Here is a 19,607-nt window from a genome sequence, read left to right as displayed (position 1 = left end):
ATCCCCACGCCTGTGGGGAACGGTTAGTTGCTCGCCAAATAGCGGTCTTGTTCGTCGGTTCATCCCCACGCCTGTGGGGAACGGGATACCCGTACTTGCGAGATCCGCGCGACGCCACGGTTCATCCCCACGCCTGTGGGGAACGGTTGGCGAAGGTTACACGGCGACGGTAGTTGACCGGTTCATCCCCACGCCTGTGGGGAACGGCCTTGCCTTCCAGCGAAGTGAGGATTTCAGAGCGGTTCATCCCCACGCCTGTGGGGAACGGTCGGTCGTGGAGCAAAGAAAAAATCGCTTTGACGGTTCATCCCCACGCCTGTGGGGAACGGCCCAAGAATCCTATCCCGGAATTCTCGCAGCGCGGTTCATCCCCACGCCTGTGGGGAACGGCGCGTCAACTCCTTGTCGGGTGGCCTGGATAACGGTTCATCCCCACGCCTGTGGGGAACGGAGCGTCGTGGCAAGGACAACATGCCCTATGGCCGGTTCATCCCCACGCCTGTGGGGAACGGTTTTGGCATTTTGAAATCATCAACACGCTGGCCGGTTCATCCCCACGCCTGTGGGGAACGGCGACTACCCTCCAGTCCTCGGCCAGCATATCGCGGTTCATCCCCACGCCTGTGGGGAACGGGAACACAACGCCAAAGGCAAATCTAAAGAAGACGGTTCATCCCCACGCCTGTGGGGAACGGGGCAAGGTCAGGTACAATCCCTGATGGACCTGCGGTTCATCCCCACGCCTGTGGGGAACGGCCAGTTGACGATATCGGCGGCGGTCACGGTCACGGTTCATCCCCACGCCTGTGGGGAACGGTGCGAGCTGCGAACCGGCGCGATCGTCAGTGTCGGTTCATCCCCACGCCTGTGGGGAACGGGCGGTTTTGCGCATCACTGAGCCGCAGGCTAACGGTTCATCCCCACGCCTGTGGGGAACGGAGCCAGCCAGCGCTAGACCTTAGCCGTTACCACGGTTCATCCCCACGCCTGTGGGGAACGGTCTAATTGTAGATGACTGTTCTGCAAGATAAAAATAGGCCGCAGAAAATCCACCAGCGGTTTAGCTCAATTTTTGATCAGGAAGACATTATTAAAGAACAATAAAATCAATATGTTGGAGAAACCCACAAAAATCGTACCAAGCCTCATTCATCAAGGTATGAGTATGCGTTGTTTTTTAAGAGCAATCTCGTTTATGACATACGAATTACTCATTGGGGGCATTCGTGAAGCGCGCTTATTGGCTGGCCCCGTAGTTGTCAGACAAGCGATGCCCGCGCCTCTTCCACCATTTCACCCGCCAGCTCCCCCACCGTACGTACCGCGGTTTCAATTACGGGCGTGAGGGTAAAGGCGTAGTTCAGACGCAGGCACTGGCGAAACTTGCCGGAGGCGGAAAATAGCGAGCCTGGGGCAACATGCACGCCATGGCGAGCCAAACGCTCATTGAGGCGCACGCCGTCCACGGCGGCGGGCAGCTCCACCCACAGCAGAAAGCTGCCTTGGGGGTAGCTGATACCCGTGCCCTCGGGAAAATAGCGCTGCACCCAATTGATCATCACATCGCGCTGGCGCTGGTACTGGCGAATGGCCACGCGCAGATGGCGTTCGTAGTGCCCCTTGGCAACGAACTCGGCGACCGCCTGCTGGGGGAGCGTGGCCGATGCTCCGGTGGAGACATACTTGATGTGCAGCGCCTGATCGCGGTAGCGGCCCGGCGCTAGCCACCCGACCCGCAGCCCCGGCCCCAGCGTCTTGGAAAACCCGCTACACAGCAGCACGCGTCCATCATCGTCGAAGGACTTTACGGTAGGCGGCCGGGGCTGAATAAACGACAGATCGCCATAGATATCGTCTTCGATTACCGCCACATCGAAGCGCTGGGCGAGCTGGAACAACGCACGCTTGCGCGCAGGTGGCATGGTATAGCCCAAGGGGTTGTTGAAGGTCGGCGTCACCTGAATGGCGCGGATGGGCCACTGTTCCAGCGCCAGCTCCAGCGCTTCCAGGCTGATGCCGGTTTGCGGGTCGGTGGGAATTTCAAGCGCCTTCAAACCGCTGGCCTTCAATATCTGCATGGTGCCGTAAAAGCTTGGCGAATCGACCGCGACCACATCCCCCGGCTGGGTCAGGGTGCGCAGCGCAATGGAAAGCGCCTCCTGGCACCCCGTGGTGATCAGGATGTCGTCCGGGTGAAGCAGGCAGCCGGAGGCCACGGCAAGCTTGGCCACCTGCTGGCGAAGTTCACGGTTACCGATCAGCGTGTCGTAGTTGAAGCCATGCAGATCGATACGTCGATGCAGCCCGCCAAGGATCTTCGCCAACGGCTTCAGCGTCGCATATTCGAGATTGGGCACACCGCGACCCAGCAAAAGCCGGTTGTCGTCACGCTGGGTGGCGATGAGTTCCAGCACCTGGTCCCACTGGGAAACGTCCAGTGGCCGCTGAGCCGGGCGGGACACCGAGGGCAGTACCCTTGGCGCCTGGCCAGGCAGCACGAAGTAGCCCGACCTGGGCCGCGCCTCGATCAGTGCTGCATCCATCAGTTGCCGATACGCCTCCTGCGCGGTCGAGATGCCCACGTCCATCTCCTGACAAACGGTGCGAATGGAGGGCAGGCGCTCACCGGGGCGATAGATCCCGTGCTCGATACGCTCGCGCAATACAGCAGCGACTCTTTCATAGCGCGTCATGGCACTTCCTCTCTTAGTCACCCATACAGTCGAGCGTTAAAACGAGCATACAGCGACCAATAAAGGTCAATCTGTATCCTTAAAATACATGATTCTATATCTGTATCATGAATTGCACGCCGAGTAATCTGAAAAGGCCACTCACCGGAGGAGTTTCCATGCCCCTTTTCAGCCTTGCCCGATTTCGTGATCGACTGCGCCGTTACCGCGAATGCCGCCGCAGTCGCCGCCAATTGCTGACCCTCGATGATCGGCTGCTCAAGGATATCGGTATCAGCCGTGCCCAGGCACACCGGGAGGGCAAGAGAACCTTCTGGCAACCCACCACGTTCAACCGGGAGCGCTCATGAACCGTGCCGAGTACCAGCTACTGGATGTGTTCACCGACTCACCCTTTGCAGGCAATCAACTGGCGGTCTTTCTGGAAGCCGATAGCCTTGAAACTGCGACCATGCAGGCTATTGCGCGCGAACTCAACCTGGCGGAAACGGTGTTTCTGGGTGCTGCCAGCGCAGCCAACCATTACCCGATGCGGATATTCACACCCACCCAGGAACTCGATTTCGCCGGCCACCCCACCGTAGGCACCGCCCAGCTGCTGGCCGAGCTTGGCCTGATAAGCCGCGAGCAGACGCTGATACTCCAGCCGCCGGTCGGCAAGCTGCCCATCCGCTTTTCAGACAGCAAGGCCACTTTCACTACCGCCCGGCCCGCGAGCATCAGTTCGAGTCCGCTAGATCCATCCAGCGCCGCAGCCCTGCTCGGCCTGCAACGCCATCAGGTGGTTGGCACGCCCGTCATTTCTTCCTGTGGCTTGGCTTTTCACTTGATCGAGCTTGCCGATCTTGTGGCCCTGCAGAACTTACAGATTTCCGAAGCCGAATGGACCAGAGCCGTAGCGCCCAGCGGGGTCGAGCAGGTGTATGTGTATGTCATCGAGGCGTCGGACGACACCGAAGCCACGCTTCGCAGCCGAATGTTCTCAAGAGAGCATGGCCTGTGCGAAGACCCGGCGACCGGCAGCGCCGCAGCGGCACTAAGCGGGTATCTGGCCACTACCTCGCAAGCCAGGAGTTGGCGCATCCATCAAGGCGTGGAGATGGGCAGGCCGAGCGTGATCGAGACTGCCACGGCCGATGGACGGGTCCAGGTAGGCGGCAATGCCGTGCTGGTGGGCAAGGGGGAGATTTATCTGCGGGGCTGATATTCAGTTGGTCACCCGCCACGTTGGCCGCCGGAGCTCATTTATCTACTGTTGGTTCATTTTGCTTGTTATCGGCTGGTTGGGCGGCGGTCCATGGCGGCGGCAATGTCTTCTTCGTGCGCCGCGCCCCAGCCGCAAAGGGGCTCCATGGCGTGTACCAAACTCATTCCAAAAGGCGTCAGCGAGTAGTCGACGCGAAGCGGTATTTCCCCATAGTCGGTTCGACGAACGATGCCGTCGGATTCCAGCTCCTTCAACTGCTGGATCAACATCTTGTCACTCACGCCGCGAACGCTTCGCTTGAGTTCGCCGTAACGCGTTGGGCCCTTGTTTAAAAAGAACAGAATCAACGGCTTCCATTTGCCGTTAATCACATGCAGCGTTGCGTGAAGGCCGCAAATGAAACGTGGGGTTTCTGATTTTTCTTTCGCCATAATAGGTACTTACCAAAAGGTGCATACTTGAACATTGGTAAGCGGGTTATATATCGTTAAAGCGAATCGAGTCAACACACGGACACCCCAACATGAAGCGGCTAAACGGTAGAATCGCACTCATCACCGGCGGCGCCAGCGGCATTGGCCTGGCCTCGGCCCAACGCCTCATCGACGAAGGCGCTTTCGTCTTCATTATGGGGCGACGCCAGGATGTTCTGGACAGCGCGGTCAAGGCACTAGGGCCTAACGCCGAAGGCATCCAGGGGGATGTGACGAAGCAGGAAGACCTCGACCGCGTCTTCGAAACGATCCGGAGAACACAAGGGCAGCTGGACGTACTGGTGGCCAACGCAGGCGTCGGCGAGTTCGCAAGCCTGGGCCAGATCACCGAAGAGCACTACGACTATATCTTCGATATCAACGTCAAAGGCACCCTCTTCACCGTTCAGAAGGCCCTGCCCTTGATGAAGAACGGCGGCTCCATCATCCTCACCGGCTCCACGGTAGGCAGCATGGGCACCCCCGCCATGAGCATCTACAGCGCCTCCAAGGCGGCCGTGCGCAACCTGGCGCGCGTTGGGCTCATGATCTCAGGGGCACCGGCATTCGCGTAAACGTCATGTCGCCGGGCCCAACTCAAACCGACAAGGTGATGGAACTGCTTCCCCCCGAAGCCCTGAGCGAAATGACACGGGCCATCCCGCTCGAACGCCTGGGCGACCCCAAGGACACCGCGGGCGTCGTGGCGTTTCTGGCGTCCGAAGACAGCCGTTTCATGACGGGGAGCGAGGTGTTCGTTGATGGGGGTTACGCACAGGTTTAGCCGTTAAGCCGGCCCCTGCGTAATTGACCGCCCGCTTAATGAATAACCCAGGCCGTTTGACCTGCCAGTCTTTCATCACCGCGGGTTCGGCCGAACTAACGCTGCCAGCGTCGGCTCGAACCTTCTGAGTGGCTGTTGCTCGTTTATGCCAATTGCTGTCGCTGAATCTGCTCTCGAGCTATTAAAGGATAATGTCTAGATGCGATTTAAAAATCCGAGATCCTACAGCTAGTCATATCATCTTTTGTGGCGCTTAACTCCGAATTAAGGTGTGGACAACATCCCACGAACCTCAACCATACCACCGTAAACACAAAACCTAACGATGAAATGAAAATACCAAGCGTTGGGAATCGCTCTTAAATTTTTTTATGTGTTCTGGTACACGTTTGTCCGATGGTATTCAAGAAACTCTTCATGCTCAGGCTTCAATTTAATACGCATTTCCGAACATATCCCTATTGATTGGTGGTTTTTCAACTTTGGTGAAATCATGATAACTCCCGAACTATTGAAACTAATAAGACCAGATTCAAACGCTTTATCAAGGTGTGCTAACAAAAGTAAACCATTGTATGGATTCAACCTATTTGCTTCGGAAATACACCACGGAACAATATGACTAGCAACAAGTAACTCTTTAACTTCACAACCTGTTACGGAGCATCCACCCCACATATTAAGTAATTGCTGCCGAAATATACCCTGACCGAGTCGGGACTTGATTAAACTCTCTTTCTCAGTAACCCCAATTTTTGGGTTGGATGCGATTTCGTTCAGATCCAACTCTAATCTCGATTTTGCTTCAGTGCCATTTTTGTGAATAAAGTCTATTTGAGCAGCTAAACTTTGTGCATTTGAGGAGTAATATTCTTCACTAGTTACATAAACTGCATGACCTTTTTCTATAGCTCTATCAAAATAAAAATTTTTCAAAGTTCTCCCTTGGACAAAATCCCCCTTAGAGAAAGTATGCTCAAATTCTTCATTTCCTACTGTTTTTACAACACGAACACCATTTGCTAACTCGAAGAAATGGTACTTTGCACCATTTGGCTCGTTTTTTCTCTGATATTGATGCTTTCTCATAAATTACTCGAATATATAACGCGTGCAGCTGCGGCAAATTGCGAGCTAAGCGATTAATTTTTCCGACAGCCTGCACTTATTAAAGAGTTCATGGCGCATCCGGGTCAGATAACTGAACGACTACGCCCGTCTGAACGATTTCGTATTTACCTTTACTTAAGTAATCTACGTCAGCATCACCCCCTAGTTTTAAGAATTCTTAAACCTTCATTCGTAGCATGAGGGTCATCAAATGTCCCTTTGTCGTTTATTTGCGTGAAAAGATCAATGATATACTCGTCATCATCACCTATGGCAATAAACTTCCATCGTGCCGATTTTCCTTTAGTATATTGATTCTCCTAGCTCTTTAACGCCGCTAGAACGCGCGGCTTTGTAGTGGAGGCGAAGCCGCAACGAAAAAGCCGTCGCTGTGCCTGGCCTTATTAAGCGTTATTGGCAATCTAGTCACTCTCACTTCGCACCTACTCAGAACTAACATACGCTAAGCTAAAAAAACTAGAAGCTTGTTCAACAAAGGGACCAAATATTTCGTTTCTCTATTTTTCTCGACAACGGGCAAAAGTGATATTAACTCGTGAACCAGATCATTACTTTGCTCAGGCGAAAACCCTGGCTCTCTATAATAGGAATCTTTCATTCTGCTGAGCTGGCGATGCTTGTCAGAGTCTACAAACCCGAAGATCGCTTCTTCGTAATGCTCAACACTTACACTTAAACTCCCCGCATACAGATCGAATGCCATGCATCTCCTTGGACACTTAACAGTTATTATACGCCCAGCCACATAACCCCAATAAAAGCGCGGGCACGTTTATTGGGGTTATGCAGCCCGCACGCGGCCTATAACTTACCGATCTATATAGACCCGATCAATTTTCAGGCTACCTATCCAGTGTTCGCGTGCCCACTCGTTTTACTCGATGCAATCATACCCTATTCCCAAACTCTCCTTCGGCAACACGTAAGTTGGATGATACTCGTCAGCCATAAGTCGTGGGTCTTCACTCGGTGCCGCTTTCGGTTGACTCAAGCACCGCCCGCGCCTTCGCCGCAAACGCCCGCCGCGAGGGCTTGAACCCCACACCTTCGGGCCAGGGGAGCCAGGCATCCGGCACCATAAAACCGGGCAGCGTTTCGCGCACCCAGGCGTTTAGCTCAGCTTCTTCCACCGCCGCGGCGTGGTAATCGATAAACGCTACCGGGCGTTCGCCCCATTCCGGGTGGGGTACGGGCACTACCAGGGCCTGGGCGATGCCGGGGTGGTCGACCAGGCGCTGCTCGATGGTTTCGGGTTGGATGTTTTCGCCGCCGGAGATAAAGGCATTGTCCAGCCGCCCTTCCACCACCAGTTCGCCTTGGGCGTTGAAATGGCCTTTGTCCCGGGTGGCGAACCAGCCTTCGTCATCGCGGATTGAATGAAGTTCGTCTTCCAGCAGATAGCCCTCAAAAAGCGTTTCGCCGCGCACCTGAATCTCGCCTTCCTTGATGCGTACCTCGCGCCCGGGGAGCGGCGTGCCTACCACGCCGGGGGCGCTAGGCAGGCCGGTGCATACCTGGCTTGCCATCTCCGAGAGGCCGTAGCTTACCTTGGGCGTCAGGCCGAGGGCGGTCATTTTGGCCACCAGCGGTGCGGGGATGGCGGCGCCGCCCAGCAGCAGCTCGTGCAGCGCGGTCTTTTGCGGGTCGAACCCCGCATTGAGCAGGCGCCATAGCTGGGTGGGTACCAGCGAGAGGTGAGTGATCACTTGCTGTTCGAGGCGCGCCAGAAGCGGCGAGCCATCGTCGAGAATGACACGCCCGCCGGCGAGAAAGACGCGAAAGGCGATAGCGTAGCCGCCGATATGAAAGAGCGGCAGCGAGAGCAGCCAGCCGCTCGTTTGATCCACGGGAATGAAGGTGGCCGAGCCGCGGGCGGAGGCCAGGTGGTTGCCCAGGCGGTGCTGCACCGCCTTGGGCGTGCCGCTGGAGCCGGAGGTGAAGATGGTGTTGCTGGGCTGCTCTGGGTCGAGGGTGGGTTCGCCCGGTTCAGCCTCGGTGGTGAAGTCCAGCGAAAGCGCCGTCAGCGCCTTGGCGCTTGCAAGCTCGGCGCTGACGCTTTCCGGCTGGGCCAAAAAACGCGCGGGCAAGCGCGCCGCCATGGCAAGCTGCTCCCGGGCGGGAAACGCCGGGTTGACGGGGCAGAACACCACCCGGGCGCGCAGGCAGGCCCAGGCCAGCAACAGCGCGTTGAGCGAACCCCGGGCGGGCACCAGCAGCCGCTCGCCGGGGGCCATCATGCGGGCAAGCTGTTGGGCCAGGGCGGCCACGCGGCGGTCCAGTTGGCGGTAGCTGAGTAGTGCATCCGGGGCCTCGACCGCGGTGTGCTCAGGTGTCTGGGTGGCCCAGTAATGGATTGGGCAGCTCTCGATCACGCCTGCCTCCTGACGTAGTGGACAATGAAAAAGTGGCGCGGCCTAGGCCGCAGGCGAACGGTAGAGGCAGCGGCAGCGCTCGGTCATAACCGCGCCGTGCTCATCGGTGAGGCGCTCAGAGAGCCAGCCGCCGGTATCCAGCCCCGGTGGCTCGCCCAGCGCCCACTCCCGGGCCAGCCGGGCAAGCCCGGCAAGGCCCAGGTCGGATTCGAAGCTCGACGAGATCACCACGCGCAGGTTCAGCGCCCGCGCCCGTTCGACCAACGCCTCACACGCGGCAAGCGAGCCGACCAGGGTGGGCTTGATGACCAGCGCCGCCAGCTGCGGGTGCGCCTGCCAGGGCAGGTGACGCGAAAGTGTTTCGTCCAGCGCAAAGGGCACTCCGGTCGCCTCGGCCACGGCAATGGTGTCGGCCAGCGCCGCGCAGGGTTCTTCCAGATAGTCGACCTGCCCCGCCGGCAGCCGGGCACAAAAGTGAAGCGCCTGCTCGCGGGAAAAGCCGCCGTTGGCATCCAGTATCAGCCGTGTGGTGGGTAAGCGCTTGCTTAGCCGCTTGATCACCGCCAGCTCTTCATTGATGGGGTAGCGGGCGACCTTGAGTTTAAGGCGCTCAGGTGGTGCCGCTCGCCACGCCTTGAGGCGGACTTCAATCGCGATCATCAAGTGGGCAGGCGTACCTTGCAGCAGCGGGTACGGGGCGGGCGATTCGGGCAAGCGCTCGGCCCAGGCGCGCCGGGCGCAGTCGAAGCCGAACTGCACCGAGGCAAGCTGCGGAGTTGGCGCCTCGCCGCGCTCGCTGGCCGCCAAACAGGCCAGCGCCTCGGCTTCGGCCTGGGCCAGCGTCTCGCGGGAGAAGCCCGGCAGCGGGGCGATCTCGCCCCACTGGCCGTCGATCTCGACCAGCAGCCCCTCGCGGTGGGTCAGCCGCTGGCCGTTGAAGGTCAGCGGCTGCGTCAGCGCCAGGGCGTAGCGGTAGAGCGCCCGCGCCATCAGGGGTTGCGCGGGTAGCGGGAGAAATCCGGGCGGCGTTTTTCGTTGAAGGCGTTGCGCCCTTCCTGGCCCTCTTCGGTCATGTAGTAGAGCATGGTGGCGTTGCCAGCCAGCTCCTGAAGCCCAGCCTGGCCGTCGCAGTCGGCATTGAGCGAGGCCTTCAGGCAACGCAGCGCCATGGGGCTGTGCTGGAGCATCTCCCGGCACCAGCGCACGCTTTCGCGCTCGAGTTCCGCAAGCGGCACCACATGATTGACCAGACCCATGTCGAGGGCCTGCTCGGCGCCGTACTGGCGGCACAGGAACCAGATTTCCCGCGCCTTCTTCTGGCCGACGATGCGGGCCAGGTAGGAGGCGCCGTAGCCACCATCGAAGGAGCCGACCTTGGGGCCGGTCTGGCCGAACACGGCGTTGTCGGCGGCGATGGTCAGATCACACATCAAGTGCAGCACATGGCCGCCGCCGATGGCGTAGCCCGCCACCATGGCCACCACGGGCTTGGGGCAGGTGCGAATGTCGCGCTGGAAATCGAGCACGTTGAGGTGGTGAGTGCCCGCTTCGTCCCGGTAGCCGCCGTAGTCACCGCGAATGCGCTGGTCGCCGCCGGAACAGAACGCCTTTTCCCCGGCGCCGGTGAGCAGAATGGCGCCGATGGCGCTGTCGTGGCGGGCGCGGCTGAGCGCCTGGGCCATTTCGCTCACCGTGCGCGGACGAAAGGCGTTGCGCACCTCGGGGCGGTTGATGGTGATACGGGCAATCCCTTCACGCGAGGTGTGATACAAAATATCCTGATACCCCTCGGAGTCATCCTGCCATTCGATGGGGGCGTAAAGTTCTGTTTCCGTAGGTCCGTTGATCATGCCACTCTCTTCAATCGGTTAGTTAAGGCGTTTAGAGTCGAAGGCGTCGCTTAGCTCAGCATGCCTGCCAGCACCACGCCAAGCGCCAGCACACTCAGTAGCGCGGCCGCGCCATACATCACCTTTTTATTGACCGTATCGCTGCCTACGCGGATATCGAACAACCCGTGGCGCAGCCGGTGAGCGGCATGGAATAGCGGCAAGCACACCACCGCTCCTGCAAACAGAACGCCCGGCACGCTGAACAGCCATGCAGAGGCTCGTTGATAGCTCAGCGCTTCGGCGGGCAGCAGGCCAAGAGGCAGTAGAACGCCAACGAAGAGGATGACGGCGGGCAGAAAGACGGCGAAACAGACGCCGCCGGCGCTGAATAGCCCCCACCAGAGCGGCTCATCGAAGGCTTGCTTGTGCGTAGTGCCCTGCGGGTTATCTGGCTTGTTCATGGCTGGCTTGTTCATGGCTGGCTTGTTCATGGCTTGCTTACTCATGTTCAGGCCCTCCCCAATAGCCAGAAGAACAACAGCGCCACCGCCAGGACACCAGCCCACTGCCCGGCCACGATCATGTTGTCCGGCAGGCGGTGTCCAGCAATGCGCAGCGGCATGACCCGAGGAAACAGGACAAAGAAGGTGGCCGCATGAAACAAGCTGGCGGCAAGCGCCAACAGGTTGAGCGCCAGCACGATGGGCGAGCCCATGAAGGCGACCCACCCCTGCCAGCTGTCTGCTCCCTGAAGCAGGGAGACGAACCCAGCCAGCAAACACAGTATGAAGAACACCAGCGGCAACACCGTGGCTTCACGCACCATGTAAAGCTTGAAGAAACGGTGCTTCAGCCACCAGGTACGCGTCAGTGGGTCAAAACGCTGCGATGATGATTTATCCATCTCTCCCCCTACCCTTTGAACAGCGCGATCAAGGTATGCTTGGCCGCCTCGACCTTGCCCTGATTGACCGCCGCGGCAGGGTCGACGTGCTTGGGGCACACCTTGGAGCAGAAACCCACGAAGGTGCAGCTCCACACCCCTTCGTGGCGATTGAGTTCCGCCATGCGCTGCTTCTTGCCATGGTCGCGGCTGTCCAGGTTATAACGGTGCGCCAGCGCTATCGCTGCCGGACCACGAAACTCTGGGTTGAGCCCGAACTGCGGGCAGGCCGAGTAGCACAGCCCGCAGTTGATGCAGTTGGCAAACTGCTTGTAGCGGGCAAGCTGCGCCGGCGACTGCTGATAGGTTTGCGGTGCGGCTGGGTCGAAGGGTTTTACCGGGTTGTCGTCGATCAGGTAAGGCTTGACCGCAGCCAGGTGCTCGAGAAATATCTCCATGTCCACGACAAGATCCCGCTGCACCGGGAAGTGGGCGAGCGGCTCGATGCGGATCTCGCCGTCGTAATCACGCAGGAAGGTCTTGCAGCCAAGCTTGGGAATGCCGTTGACCATCACCCCACAGGAGCCGCAGATCGCCATGCGGCAGGACCAGCGGTAGCTCAGCGTGCTGTCCAGCTGCTCCTTGATGTGGTTGAGCGCATCCAGCAGCGAGGTGCTGTCGTCCACCGGCAGCTCGAAGGATTGCCAGTAGGGCTCGGTCGAACGATCGGGCAGGTAGCGTTTGACGCTGATGAGCTTGGTATTCAGGTTATCGGTGCCGATCTTGTCGCCACTCATGCCTTGCCCTCCTTTCCCGCATCGCCATAAGCCCGCTCCGCCGGGGCGGAAAACCGCACATCGACGTCCTGCCAGCGCAGCTCGGCATGCCCGTCGCCCTGGTAGAAGACCTGGCTATGCTTCAGGTAGTTGACGTCATCGCGCTTCTGCATGCCTTCGTCCAAGCGCTGGTGGGCGCCGCGGGACTCCCTGCGCTCGAGCGCCCCAAGGCATGAGGCTTCGGCGATATCCAGGCCACACCCCAGCTCGATACACTCCAGAAGCTCGGTATTGAATATCTTGCTCGTGTCGTTGACGCGAACCTGGCGATAGCGCTCACGCAACTGGCGGATCACCGCAAGCGACTGCTGCATGCCTTCCTCGGTACGGTAGATACCGCAACCGCTCTCCATGGCCTGCACCATGGCATGCTTGAGGTCTACCCACTTCTCGCCGCTCCCCTGGCCGTCGCACAACCGGGTCAACAGGGCCTGCTGCCGGTCGGCCTGGGCTTTTAGTACTCCACTATCCGCCCACTCGGTTTGCGCGGCGCGCCGGCTTGCCTGTTCACCGGCCAGGCGGCCAAAGACCAGAAGCTCGGTCAGCGAGTTGGAGCCCAGGCGGTTGGCACCGTGCAGGCCCACCGAGGCGCACTCGCCGGCGGCGTAGAGCCCGGCAATCGAAGTCTCGCACTGCGGGTTGGTCTCGATGCCTCCCATGGTGTAGTGAACCGCCGGGCGAATGGGAACCGGCTCTTTCACCGGGTCGACGTTGATATAGGACTTGGCCAGTTCGCAGATGAACGGCAGGCGCTCCAGAATGGTTTTTTCGCCCAGGTGGCGAAGGTCGAGATAGACCACGTCGCTGTCGCCAAACTTGCCGGTGCGGCCGGCCTGCTGCTCCTGCCAGAAAGCCTGGGAGAGCTTGTCCCGAGGCCCCAGTTCCATGTACTTGTTTTCCGGGTGGCCCAGCGGCGTTTCGGGGCCAAGGCCGTAATCCTGCAGGTAGCGGTAGCCATCCTTATTGAGCAGAATGCCGCCTTCGCCCCGGCACGCTTCGGTAATCAGGATGCCGGAACCGGGAAGGCCGGTAGGGTGGTATTGCACGAACTCCATGTCGCGCAGCGCCACACCGTGGCGGTAGGCCATCGCCATGCCATCGCCGGTGACGATGCCCGCGTTGGTATTGAAACGGAACAGCCGCCCGGCCCCGCCGGTGGCCAGCACCACCGCCTTGGCGCGCAGCAGCGTCAGCTCGCCCGTGGCTATCTGAAGAGCAATGACTCCGACGACCGCGCCGTCGTGTACCGCCAGGTCGAGCACGAAATACTCATCGAAACGTTCGATCTCCGGGTATTTGAGCGAGGTCTGGAAGAGCGTATGCAGCATGTGAAAGCCGGTCTTGTCGGCGGCAAACCAGGTGCGTGCCGTCTTCATGCCACCAAAGCGGCGCACCTGTACCTGACCATCATCCTTGCGGCTCCATGGGCAGCCCCAGCGCTCCATCTGCACCAGCTCTTGATGGGCATGGTGAACAAAATAATCGACCACCCCTTGTTCGACCAGCCAGTCGCCGCCGGAGACGGTGTCGTCAAAGTGCGCCTGATGGGTGTCTTCTGCGCTGGTGACAGCGGCAGCGCCGCCTTCGGCGGCCACGGTGTGCGAACGCATCGGGTACACCTTGGAAAGCAGCGCAATGCGTTGCGGGCTCCCCTGCTGACTGGCCTGCTCTGCCGCGCCAATGGCTGCACGCAACCCCGCTCCGCCGCCTCCCACGATCACGATATCGAAATCTCGCTGCTGCATAACGGTCCCTTCCCTCAGCCCGGCCCAGCGTCAATAAGCGCATCACGCATGGGCGTATTCACTGAACTTACCACACTTGCGTTTTTGCCTTGGTGACATCACAGAGGTCCTTGACATGCGTCAAGAAAGCGCGGGGATCAAGCGGGTAACGCTTCTAACTCAGCGCGGGCGCTTCTACTCTTCAGAGTAGCCGTACTGCCCTGCCGTGCCCACCGAACAGATCGGTCACAGTGGTTCGACAGGTGCAGCAGCGGCTTGGCGGACATGTTTTCGTCCCATGTCCAGCGTATCAAATAGAAGAGAACAGCCTCATGAACAGCAGCGTTCAGGCCTTGCCGCGTTGGAAGTTGTTAGCCCCCCTTCTGGTTGCCATCGTGATGGCGTTGATACCTGCGCCTTCGGGGCTCGCCCCGCATGCATGGTACTTCTTTGCCATTTTCATGGGCTGTGTGGTCGGCCTGATACTCGAGCCCTTGCCGGGGGCGGTCATTGGCCTGCTCGGCGTAACGCTTGCGGCCCTGCTGTCACGCTGGGTGCTGTTCTCACCGGAACAGCTGGCAACCGAAGGGTTCAATGCCGCCAACCAGGCCTTTGCCTGGGCCGTCTCGGGCTTCACCAACTCGACGGTCTGGCTGATCTTTGGCGCCTTCATGTTTGCCCTCGGGTATGAAAAGACCGGCCTTGGTCGGCGAATCTCCCTCTGGCTGGTCACGTCCATGGGCAAACGCACCCTGACCCTGGGCTACGCGGTCATGATCGCCGATACGATCCTGGCCCCCTTCACGCCGTCCAATACGGCGCGCAGCGGAGGCACCATCTATCCGGTCATTCGCAACCTGCCGCCGCTTTACGACTCCCATCCCAACGACCCCAGCATGAAGCGCATGGGCAGCTTTCTGATGTGGACGGCCATCGTTTCCACCTGCGTCACAAGCTCGCTGTTTCTGACCGCCCTGGCCCCCAACCTGCTGGCCATTGCGCTGACCGAAAGCGCAACCGGCATCCATGTCAACTGGGGGCAGTGGTTCATGGCGGTCGCCCCGGTGGGCATTGCACTGCTTCTGCTGGTGCCGTTGCTGTGCTACTGGCTGTGCGCACCGGAGGTCAAGGCGGGCAGTGAAATCTCTGATTGGGCCGCGCAGGAGCTTTCCAAGCTGGGCCGCTTGACGCGCCATGAGATCACCTTGATCGTCATGGTGGTCGTGGCGCTGCTGCTGTGGATTTTTGCCGGAGACATCATCTCTGCCTCGCTGGTGGGCCTGGTAGTCATTGGCGGCATGCTGCTGACCGGCATGGTCAGCTGGAACGACATTCTCGATAACCGCGCCGCGTGGAATACCTTTGTATGGTTTGCCACGCTGGTGGCACTGGCAGGCGGGCTGAGCCAGGTCGGGTTCGTCAGCTGGTTCGGCAACGTGGTGGGCGGGCAGATCAGCGACTTCAACCCGTTGATGGCCATGGTCGCGCTCACCGTGATCTTCTATCTGCTCCACTACCTGTTTGCCAGCGTCACCGCCCACGTGACTGCCTTGCTGCCGGTCATGCTGGCGGCGGCTTCCGGCATTGCAGGGCTGGATATGGAGCTGTTCATTCTGCTGCTGTTGCCCACGCTTGGCTTCATGGGCATTCTCACCCCTTACGGCACCGGCCCAAGCCCGGTCTACTATGGCAGTGGCTACCTGCCAAGCCGCCTGTGGTGGCGATTAGGCGCTCTTTTCGGCCTGCTCTTTTTGGTGGTGTGGTTGGCGGCAGGACTGCCATGGCTTCTGCTGATTCACTGAGCAGGCGGCCGCTTACCGCAGTGCGCGATACCAGGCATCGAGCTGCCGCGCCACCTTGTCAGGCTGCTCGGAATGCAGGTTATGCCCCCCTTCCAGGGGGGCATGATGTATATGGGGCGCGGTTGCGGCCAAACGGTTTGCCAGTGCATGAAACTTGGCATCCTGCAGGCCCGAGAGATACCCCACCGGCAGCGAGGTATCGGCAAGCCACTGCCAGAGCGACGGCTGACACCCCAGGGAGGTTGCCCGAAGCATACGGGCCACGGCCTGCCCGCTGTTATGGCGGCGTCTGTCGCGCTGCCGCCTGCGCTGGGCAGCGCCAAGGTCGGCAAATACCGGCTGCCGATACCAGTCGGCAAGTACCTCCTGAAGCGGCTCCTGCGCAAAGCGCGCCGCCCAGCGCTCGTCATGGGCGATACGGTCAGGCCGCTGTTCGGTGGGCAAGCCTGGGTGAGCGTTCTCCAGCCACAGGGCGGCAAGGCCCGGCGGCTGGCGGCTGGCGTGATACAGCGCCAACCGCCCGCCCAGCGAATAACCCAGCAGGCAGTAGCGCACTATCCCCCGGTCGCTCAACGTAGCGCTTAGCCACTCATGAAACGCCTCGAAAGAGCCTACCTGTACGGCGCGGTTATCGCCGTGACCGGGCAGGTCCAGGGCAAGGTGACTAATCCCCTCCAATCTTTCAGCCACTCTGGCCCAGTCGTGCCGATCCCCCAGCAGGCCATGCAGCATGACCAGGGTTGGCTCGTGCGTTCTATTCACGTGACGATTCACGAATCGCCGCGCCGAGTGCGGCAAGTTCATCGGCCACCTGCTGATGAGGTACGCTGATCTCGATTAGCGTAACGCCTGTCTGAAGCGCCTGGCGGTAGGCCACGTCGAAGGCATCGAGGGAGTCGGGTGCAACATAGGCAAGCCCGAACATCGCCGCTGCCTGCTCGAAGCCCAGCCCATGGGGCTGACGGAAGTAGCGCTCGAGCAGCTCCCCTTCCTGGGGCACGGGTAGCATATGGAAAATACTGCCGCCATCGTTGTTGAGAATGATCACGACCAGAGGGTGAGTTGCCTGCTTCAGCAGCGCCAGGCTATTGAGATCATGCAGGGCGCTGGTATCCCCCAGCACGATGGTGGTGGGGCCTGGATGAGTACAGCTGACGCCGTAGGCCGTGGCAATCAGGCCGTCGATCCCCGACGCACCACGGTTGGCAAATACCCGCAGGGGCAGGTCACGATACGTGCCCAGCATATTCATCAGCCGTGCGGGCAGGCTGTTGCCCACGAACAGTTGCCCTTTAGCCAGCTGCACCAGCTGGTGGCACACCCCCAACTCGGAAAACGCCCTGCATCGCGCGTCGACAAGCTGACCGGTACGGCGCTGAAGGCTGTCCAGCCGGTGCCAAGGCGCCTGCTCCGGGAGGCTGGGCATACCCGCGATGAAATCGGCAGGTGTGCCGACCACGCGGCGCTTGACGCAGTAGTCGGGATCGAGCCGCTGGGAAAGCGGGTCGATCAGCCAGACATCCTGCCACGGCTGCCGAGCAATGAATTGCGTCAACCGCTTGGAGATCAGCCGGCCGCCGAACTGCAGCAGCACCTCTGCCCGGGCAAGCTCAGTGCTGAATGGCGCATCGTGCAGCGCCAGGTCAAAATAGATCAGGTTCTGAGGGTCGAAGCGGAGCTGGCTTTGCAGGTCGGCCAGCAAGGGCCAGCCCAACTGCCTGGATAGCTCGACGAGCTGCTGCGCCTGCTTGGGGTCGCTGGCGCCACCTTCGACGTTACCCACCACGATAATGCCCCGCTGCCGGGCAAAGGCACTCCATTCACTGCCGAGGATGAGGGCGTTGCCGGAAGCAGGAAGCGCAGCATCGGTCTGCCAGGTACTCCATGGCGTCGACGCTGCCTGCCAGCCCCTCAGCGGGGCAAGATAGTCGCTGGCATCGAGCAGGCAGCTGCCGGGATAGAGCGGTTCGCGGTAGCGGCAGTTGATATGAACGGGGCCAGGCGTGCGGCGCTGTTGATCGATCGCCTGGTCGACCGTGCTGAGCAGAAACGCTGCCTTCATGTCAGGGTCCGGCGGCGGCAGGTCGATGTGCATGACCGTATGGCGGGAGAAGATGTCCCGTTGATCGATGGCCTGGTTGCTGCCGTTATCCAGCAGTTCCAGAGGGCGGTCGGCGGAGAGCACCACCAGCGGCACGCCGGTCAGCCTGGCTTCTACCACCGCCGGGTAGAGGTTGGCTACCGCCGTGCCCGATGTCGTGATCACCGCGACGGGCCGTTGGCTGCCCCGGGACATTCCCAGCGCCATGAACCCGAGCCCGCGCTCGTCGAAATGGCAGTGGCAGCAAAGGCCGGCGTGTTCGCTGGCCGCCGTCGTCAAGGGCGCTGACCGCGAGCCCGGCGCCAGCACGACATCGCGCACGCCCAGACGGTAGAGTTCCTCCAGCAGCAGCGCCGCCCAGAGGTGGTTGAAGGTTGCGTGATGAACCGGAAACCCCGGCGTCAAGGCAGGCGCGGACATGTCTTACCCCATTCCCAACAGCGCCATGATATCGGCGATCTTGCTGTCCAGCTCGCGCCACTCCGCGTCTGGTTCAGAGCCTTTCACGATCCCCGCCCCGGCGTAGAGGCGAATCGTGTCCTTACCCACCTGGGCACAGCGAATGGCCACTGCCAAGTCGCTGCTGGCGTGGCTGATGCGTCCAAAGACACCCGCGTACCAACCGCGCCTTTGGCGCTCATGCTGGCGGATGAAGGCCAACGCCGCCTGGCGGGGGACGCCTCCGACGGCGGGCGTCGGGGGCAAGGTGTCGAGCAACGCCTGGTCGCTGACCCCAGGGTGCAGCTTGGCGTGAATCAGGCGGCGAATGTGCAGCACCGAGCGAAGCGTGACAATGTGTGCCTCACCCATGTCGATCCGACACGAAAGCGGCTCGAGCTGGCTCAGCAGCTGTTGATACACGCACTGATTTTCCAGGCCGTTCTTGGCATCTGAAAGCAGCGCGGCGGCACGTTCGCCATCCTGCTGAGCCGTGCGCCCGCGAGGCGTCGTGCCGGCCAGCGCCTCGCTCACCAGGTGCGTGCCTTCACGCTGGTAAAGCCGCTCCGGTGGGCAGCCTATGAACGCCTCATACGGTGTGAGCTGAATACCGAACTGGAAACAGTCAGCGGCCCTTGCCTGCCAATGAGACAGCAGCGCCCAGGGGCTGGGCATTTCCGCACTGTGCAGGCACGTCTCCCGCGAGAGAACCACCTTGGGCGTTCTGCGCAGCTGCTCGGGCTGCGTTACCCGGTGTACCTGGGCAACCCACTCATCGCGCGAGGGCGTGTCTTCTCGCATCAAGGAAAGTGGCTTCATCGGTGGTAACGGCCTTGGCGGGTTCAACGCCTCAAGCGCGGCACGGGCGTCGGCCAGTTCCTGCTCCCGAGGACGATCATCAAAGCGCAGGTTAAGAGACAGGACGCTGTTCTGCCCGTCGCGCTTCAGCGCTAGCCGAGGCAGTAGAAAATGGCAGGCCCCGAACCCCGTCCACCCTTCGGCGTCGGGGTCAAACGCCATACCGCCAAAGTAGTCGGGTTGCTCGCTGGAACAGGCCGCCAGCGCATCTTGGTCCTGGTGCAGTGCCGCCAGCGAGTCGAACGCCTTGACCACTCCGACCATCGCGTACTCGGGTGCATCAGCCTCCCGCGCTTTCCAGTAAAGGCGCGGAAGCGCACGCTGCCCGTCCATCCAGCCCATCAGGTGGTCTACCTGGCAGGGTGTACTCAAGCGTATGAAGCCTTGCGGCTGCTCGCTTTCCAGCGCATCCAGCCGACGCTTGAGCATGGCTACTGGAGCCGCCGAATCCATCATTTGATACGTACTTCCTC

General features: G+C 60.4%; 19 protein-coding genes and 1 CRISPR repeat array (1 of these 20 running past the window's edge). Of the genes, 5 read left to right on the top strand and 14 right to left on the bottom strand.

What is annotated here, in order from left to right:
* A CRISPR array of direct repeats spans nt 1-1,000; the repeat unit is 29 nt; unit sequence CGGTTCATCCCCACGCCTGTGGGGAACGG; it reaches 1,777 nt to the left of the window's first position.
* Between the two features lie 259 nt (nt 1,001-1,259).
* On the bottom strand, nt 1,260-2,693 hold the full coding sequence (locus tag HW452_RS13085; protein WP_224106556.1) for a PLP-dependent aminotransferase family protein: 1,434 nt from the start codon (nt 2,691-2,693) through the stop codon (nt 1,260-1,262).
* A gap of 158 nt (nt 2,694-2,851) precedes the next feature.
* Between HW452_RS13085 and HW452_RS13080 the strand changes: the two genes are divergently transcribed.
* Together HW452_RS13080 and HW452_RS13075 are read left to right on the top strand one after the other, a co-directional pair.
* The gene (locus HW452_RS13080) at nt 2,852-3,043 is read left to right on the top strand and encodes a DUF1127 domain-containing protein (protein ID WP_224106555.1); all 192 of its coding nucleotides are present in this window, start codon (nt 2,852-2,854) and stop codon (nt 3,041-3,043) included.
* Nucleotides 3,040-3,897 carry a PhzF family phenazine biosynthesis protein gene (locus tag HW452_RS13075; protein ID WP_224106554.1) on the top strand — a complete coding sequence of 286 codons (858 nt, stop codon included), beginning with the start codon at nt 3,040-3,042 and terminating at the stop codon, nt 3,895-3,897. Before HW452_RS13080 ends, HW452_RS13075 begins: the two co-directional genes overlap by 4 nt.
* A 68-nt stretch (nt 3,898-3,965) precedes the next feature.
* Here HW452_RS13075 and HW452_RS13070 read toward each other — a convergent pair whose 3' ends face one another.
* Nucleotides 3,966-4,331, bottom strand: a complete 366-nt coding sequence (locus tag HW452_RS13070; protein ID WP_224106553.1) for a winged helix-turn-helix transcriptional regulator — start codon at nt 4,329-4,331, stop codon at nt 3,966-3,968.
* A 92-nt stretch (nt 4,332-4,423) separates the two neighbouring features.
* On the opposite strand from HW452_RS13070, the gene HW452_RS13065 reads away from it, so the two are divergent.
* Nucleotides 4,424-4,948, top strand: a complete 525-nt coding sequence (locus HW452_RS13065) for an SDR family NAD(P)-dependent oxidoreductase (protein WP_263433657.1) — start codon at nt 4,424-4,426, stop codon at nt 4,946-4,948.
* A 5-nt stretch (nt 4,949-4,953) separates the two neighbouring features.
* Complete coding sequence (locus HW452_RS17575) at nt 4,954-5,157, top strand: SDR family oxidoreductase (protein ID WP_263433656.1); 204 nt, start codon at nt 4,954-4,956, stop codon at nt 5,155-5,157.
* 369 nt (nt 5,158-5,526) lie between these two features.
* On the opposite strand, the gene HW452_RS13060 is transcribed toward HW452_RS17575, so the two are convergent.
* The 9 genes from HW452_RS13060 to frdA all read right to left on the bottom strand — a co-directional run bounded on the left by HW452_RS13060 (nt 5,527) and on the right by frdA (nt 13,956).
* Nucleotides 5,527-6,246 (bottom strand): HNH endonuclease, encoded by a 720-nt coding sequence (locus tag HW452_RS13060; RefSeq protein ID WP_224106552.1) that lies wholly within the window; start codon nt 6,244-6,246, stop codon nt 5,527-5,529.
* Nucleotides 6,247-6,730: 484 nt separating this feature from the next.
* Entirely contained in the window at nt 6,731-6,991 is a 261-nt protein-coding gene (locus HW452_RS13055) for a hypothetical protein (protein WP_224106551.1), read from the bottom strand.
* Between the two features lie 259 nt (nt 6,992-7,250).
* Nucleotides 7,251-8,660: an o-succinylbenzoate--CoA ligase gene (gene menE, locus HW452_RS13050; RefSeq protein ID WP_224106550.1), complete on the bottom strand. Its 1,410-nt coding sequence runs from the start codon at nt 8,658-8,660 to the stop codon at nt 7,251-7,253.
* Nucleotides 8,661-8,702: 42 nt separating this feature from the next.
* Nucleotides 8,703-9,650: an o-succinylbenzoate synthase gene (gene menC, locus HW452_RS13045; RefSeq protein WP_224106549.1), complete on the bottom strand. Its 948-nt coding sequence runs from the start codon at nt 9,648-9,650 to the stop codon at nt 8,703-8,705.
* The gene (gene menB / locus HW452_RS13040) at nt 9,650-10,510 is read right to left on the bottom strand and encodes a 1,4-dihydroxy-2-naphthoyl-CoA synthase (RefSeq protein WP_224106548.1); all 861 of its coding nucleotides are present in this window, start codon (nt 10,508-10,510) and stop codon (nt 9,650-9,652) included. The genes menC and menB overlap by 1 nt, the downstream gene beginning before the upstream one ends.
* Nucleotides 10,511-10,560: 50 nt before the next feature.
* Complete coding sequence (gene frdD / locus HW452_RS13035; protein ID WP_224106547.1) at nt 10,561-10,998, bottom strand: fumarate reductase subunit FrdD; 438 nt, start codon at nt 10,996-10,998, stop codon at nt 10,561-10,563.
* A 2-nt stretch (nt 10,999-11,000) separates the two neighbouring features.
* Nucleotides 11,001-11,396, bottom strand: coding sequence for a fumarate reductase subunit C (locus HW452_RS13030; protein WP_224106546.1), 396 nt, complete (start codon nt 11,394-11,396; stop codon nt 11,001-11,003).
* An 8-nt stretch (nt 11,397-11,404) separates the two neighbouring features.
* Entirely contained in the window at nt 11,405-12,172 is a 768-nt protein-coding gene (locus HW452_RS13025; RefSeq protein WP_224106545.1) for a succinate dehydrogenase/fumarate reductase iron-sulfur subunit, read from the bottom strand.
* Nucleotides 12,169-13,956, bottom strand: a complete 1,788-nt coding sequence (frdA, locus tag HW452_RS13020) for a fumarate reductase (quinol) flavoprotein subunit (protein WP_224106544.1) — start codon at nt 13,954-13,956, stop codon at nt 12,169-12,171. The genes HW452_RS13025 and frdA overlap by 4 nt, the downstream gene beginning before the upstream one ends.
* 311 nt (nt 13,957-14,267) lie before the next feature.
* Between frdA and HW452_RS13015 the strand changes: the two genes are divergently transcribed.
* A complete protein-coding gene (locus HW452_RS13015; RefSeq protein ID WP_224106543.1) occupies nt 14,268-15,737 on the top strand; it encodes an anion permease in 1,470 nt (489 codons plus the stop codon).
* A gap of 12 nt (nt 15,738-15,749) precedes the next feature.
* Here HW452_RS13015 and menH read toward each other — a convergent pair whose 3' ends face one another.
* The 3 genes from menH to HW452_RS13000 are packed head-to-tail and all read right to left on the bottom strand — an operon-like array spanning nt 15,750 to nt 19,590.
* A complete protein-coding gene (gene menH, locus HW452_RS13010; protein WP_317986353.1) occupies nt 15,750-16,499 on the bottom strand; it encodes a 2-succinyl-6-hydroxy-2,4-cyclohexadiene-1-carboxylate synthase in 750 nt (249 codons plus the stop codon).
* Nucleotides 16,492-18,258 (bottom strand): 2-succinyl-5-enolpyruvyl-6-hydroxy-3-cyclohexene-1-carboxylic-acid synthase, encoded by a 1,767-nt coding sequence (gene menD / locus HW452_RS13005; RefSeq protein WP_224106541.1) that lies wholly within the window; start codon nt 18,256-18,258, stop codon nt 16,492-16,494. The genes menH and menD overlap by 8 nt, the downstream gene beginning before the upstream one ends.
* A gap of 3 nt (nt 18,259-18,261) precedes the next feature.
* Nucleotides 18,262-19,590 (bottom strand): isochorismate synthase, encoded by a 1,329-nt coding sequence (locus tag HW452_RS13000; protein ID WP_224106540.1) that lies wholly within the window; start codon nt 19,588-19,590, stop codon nt 18,262-18,264.
* Nucleotides 19,591-19,607 lie beyond the last annotated feature (17 nt).

The sequence above is a fragment of the Vreelandella aquamarina genome, from assembly GCF_020075495.1.
Lineage (GTDB): Bacteria > Pseudomonadota > Gammaproteobacteria > Pseudomonadales > Halomonadaceae > Vreelandella > Vreelandella aquamarina_A.
The sequence above is the reverse complement of the archived record's forward strand: the minus strand, read 5'-3'. Positions and strand labels throughout refer to the sequence as shown.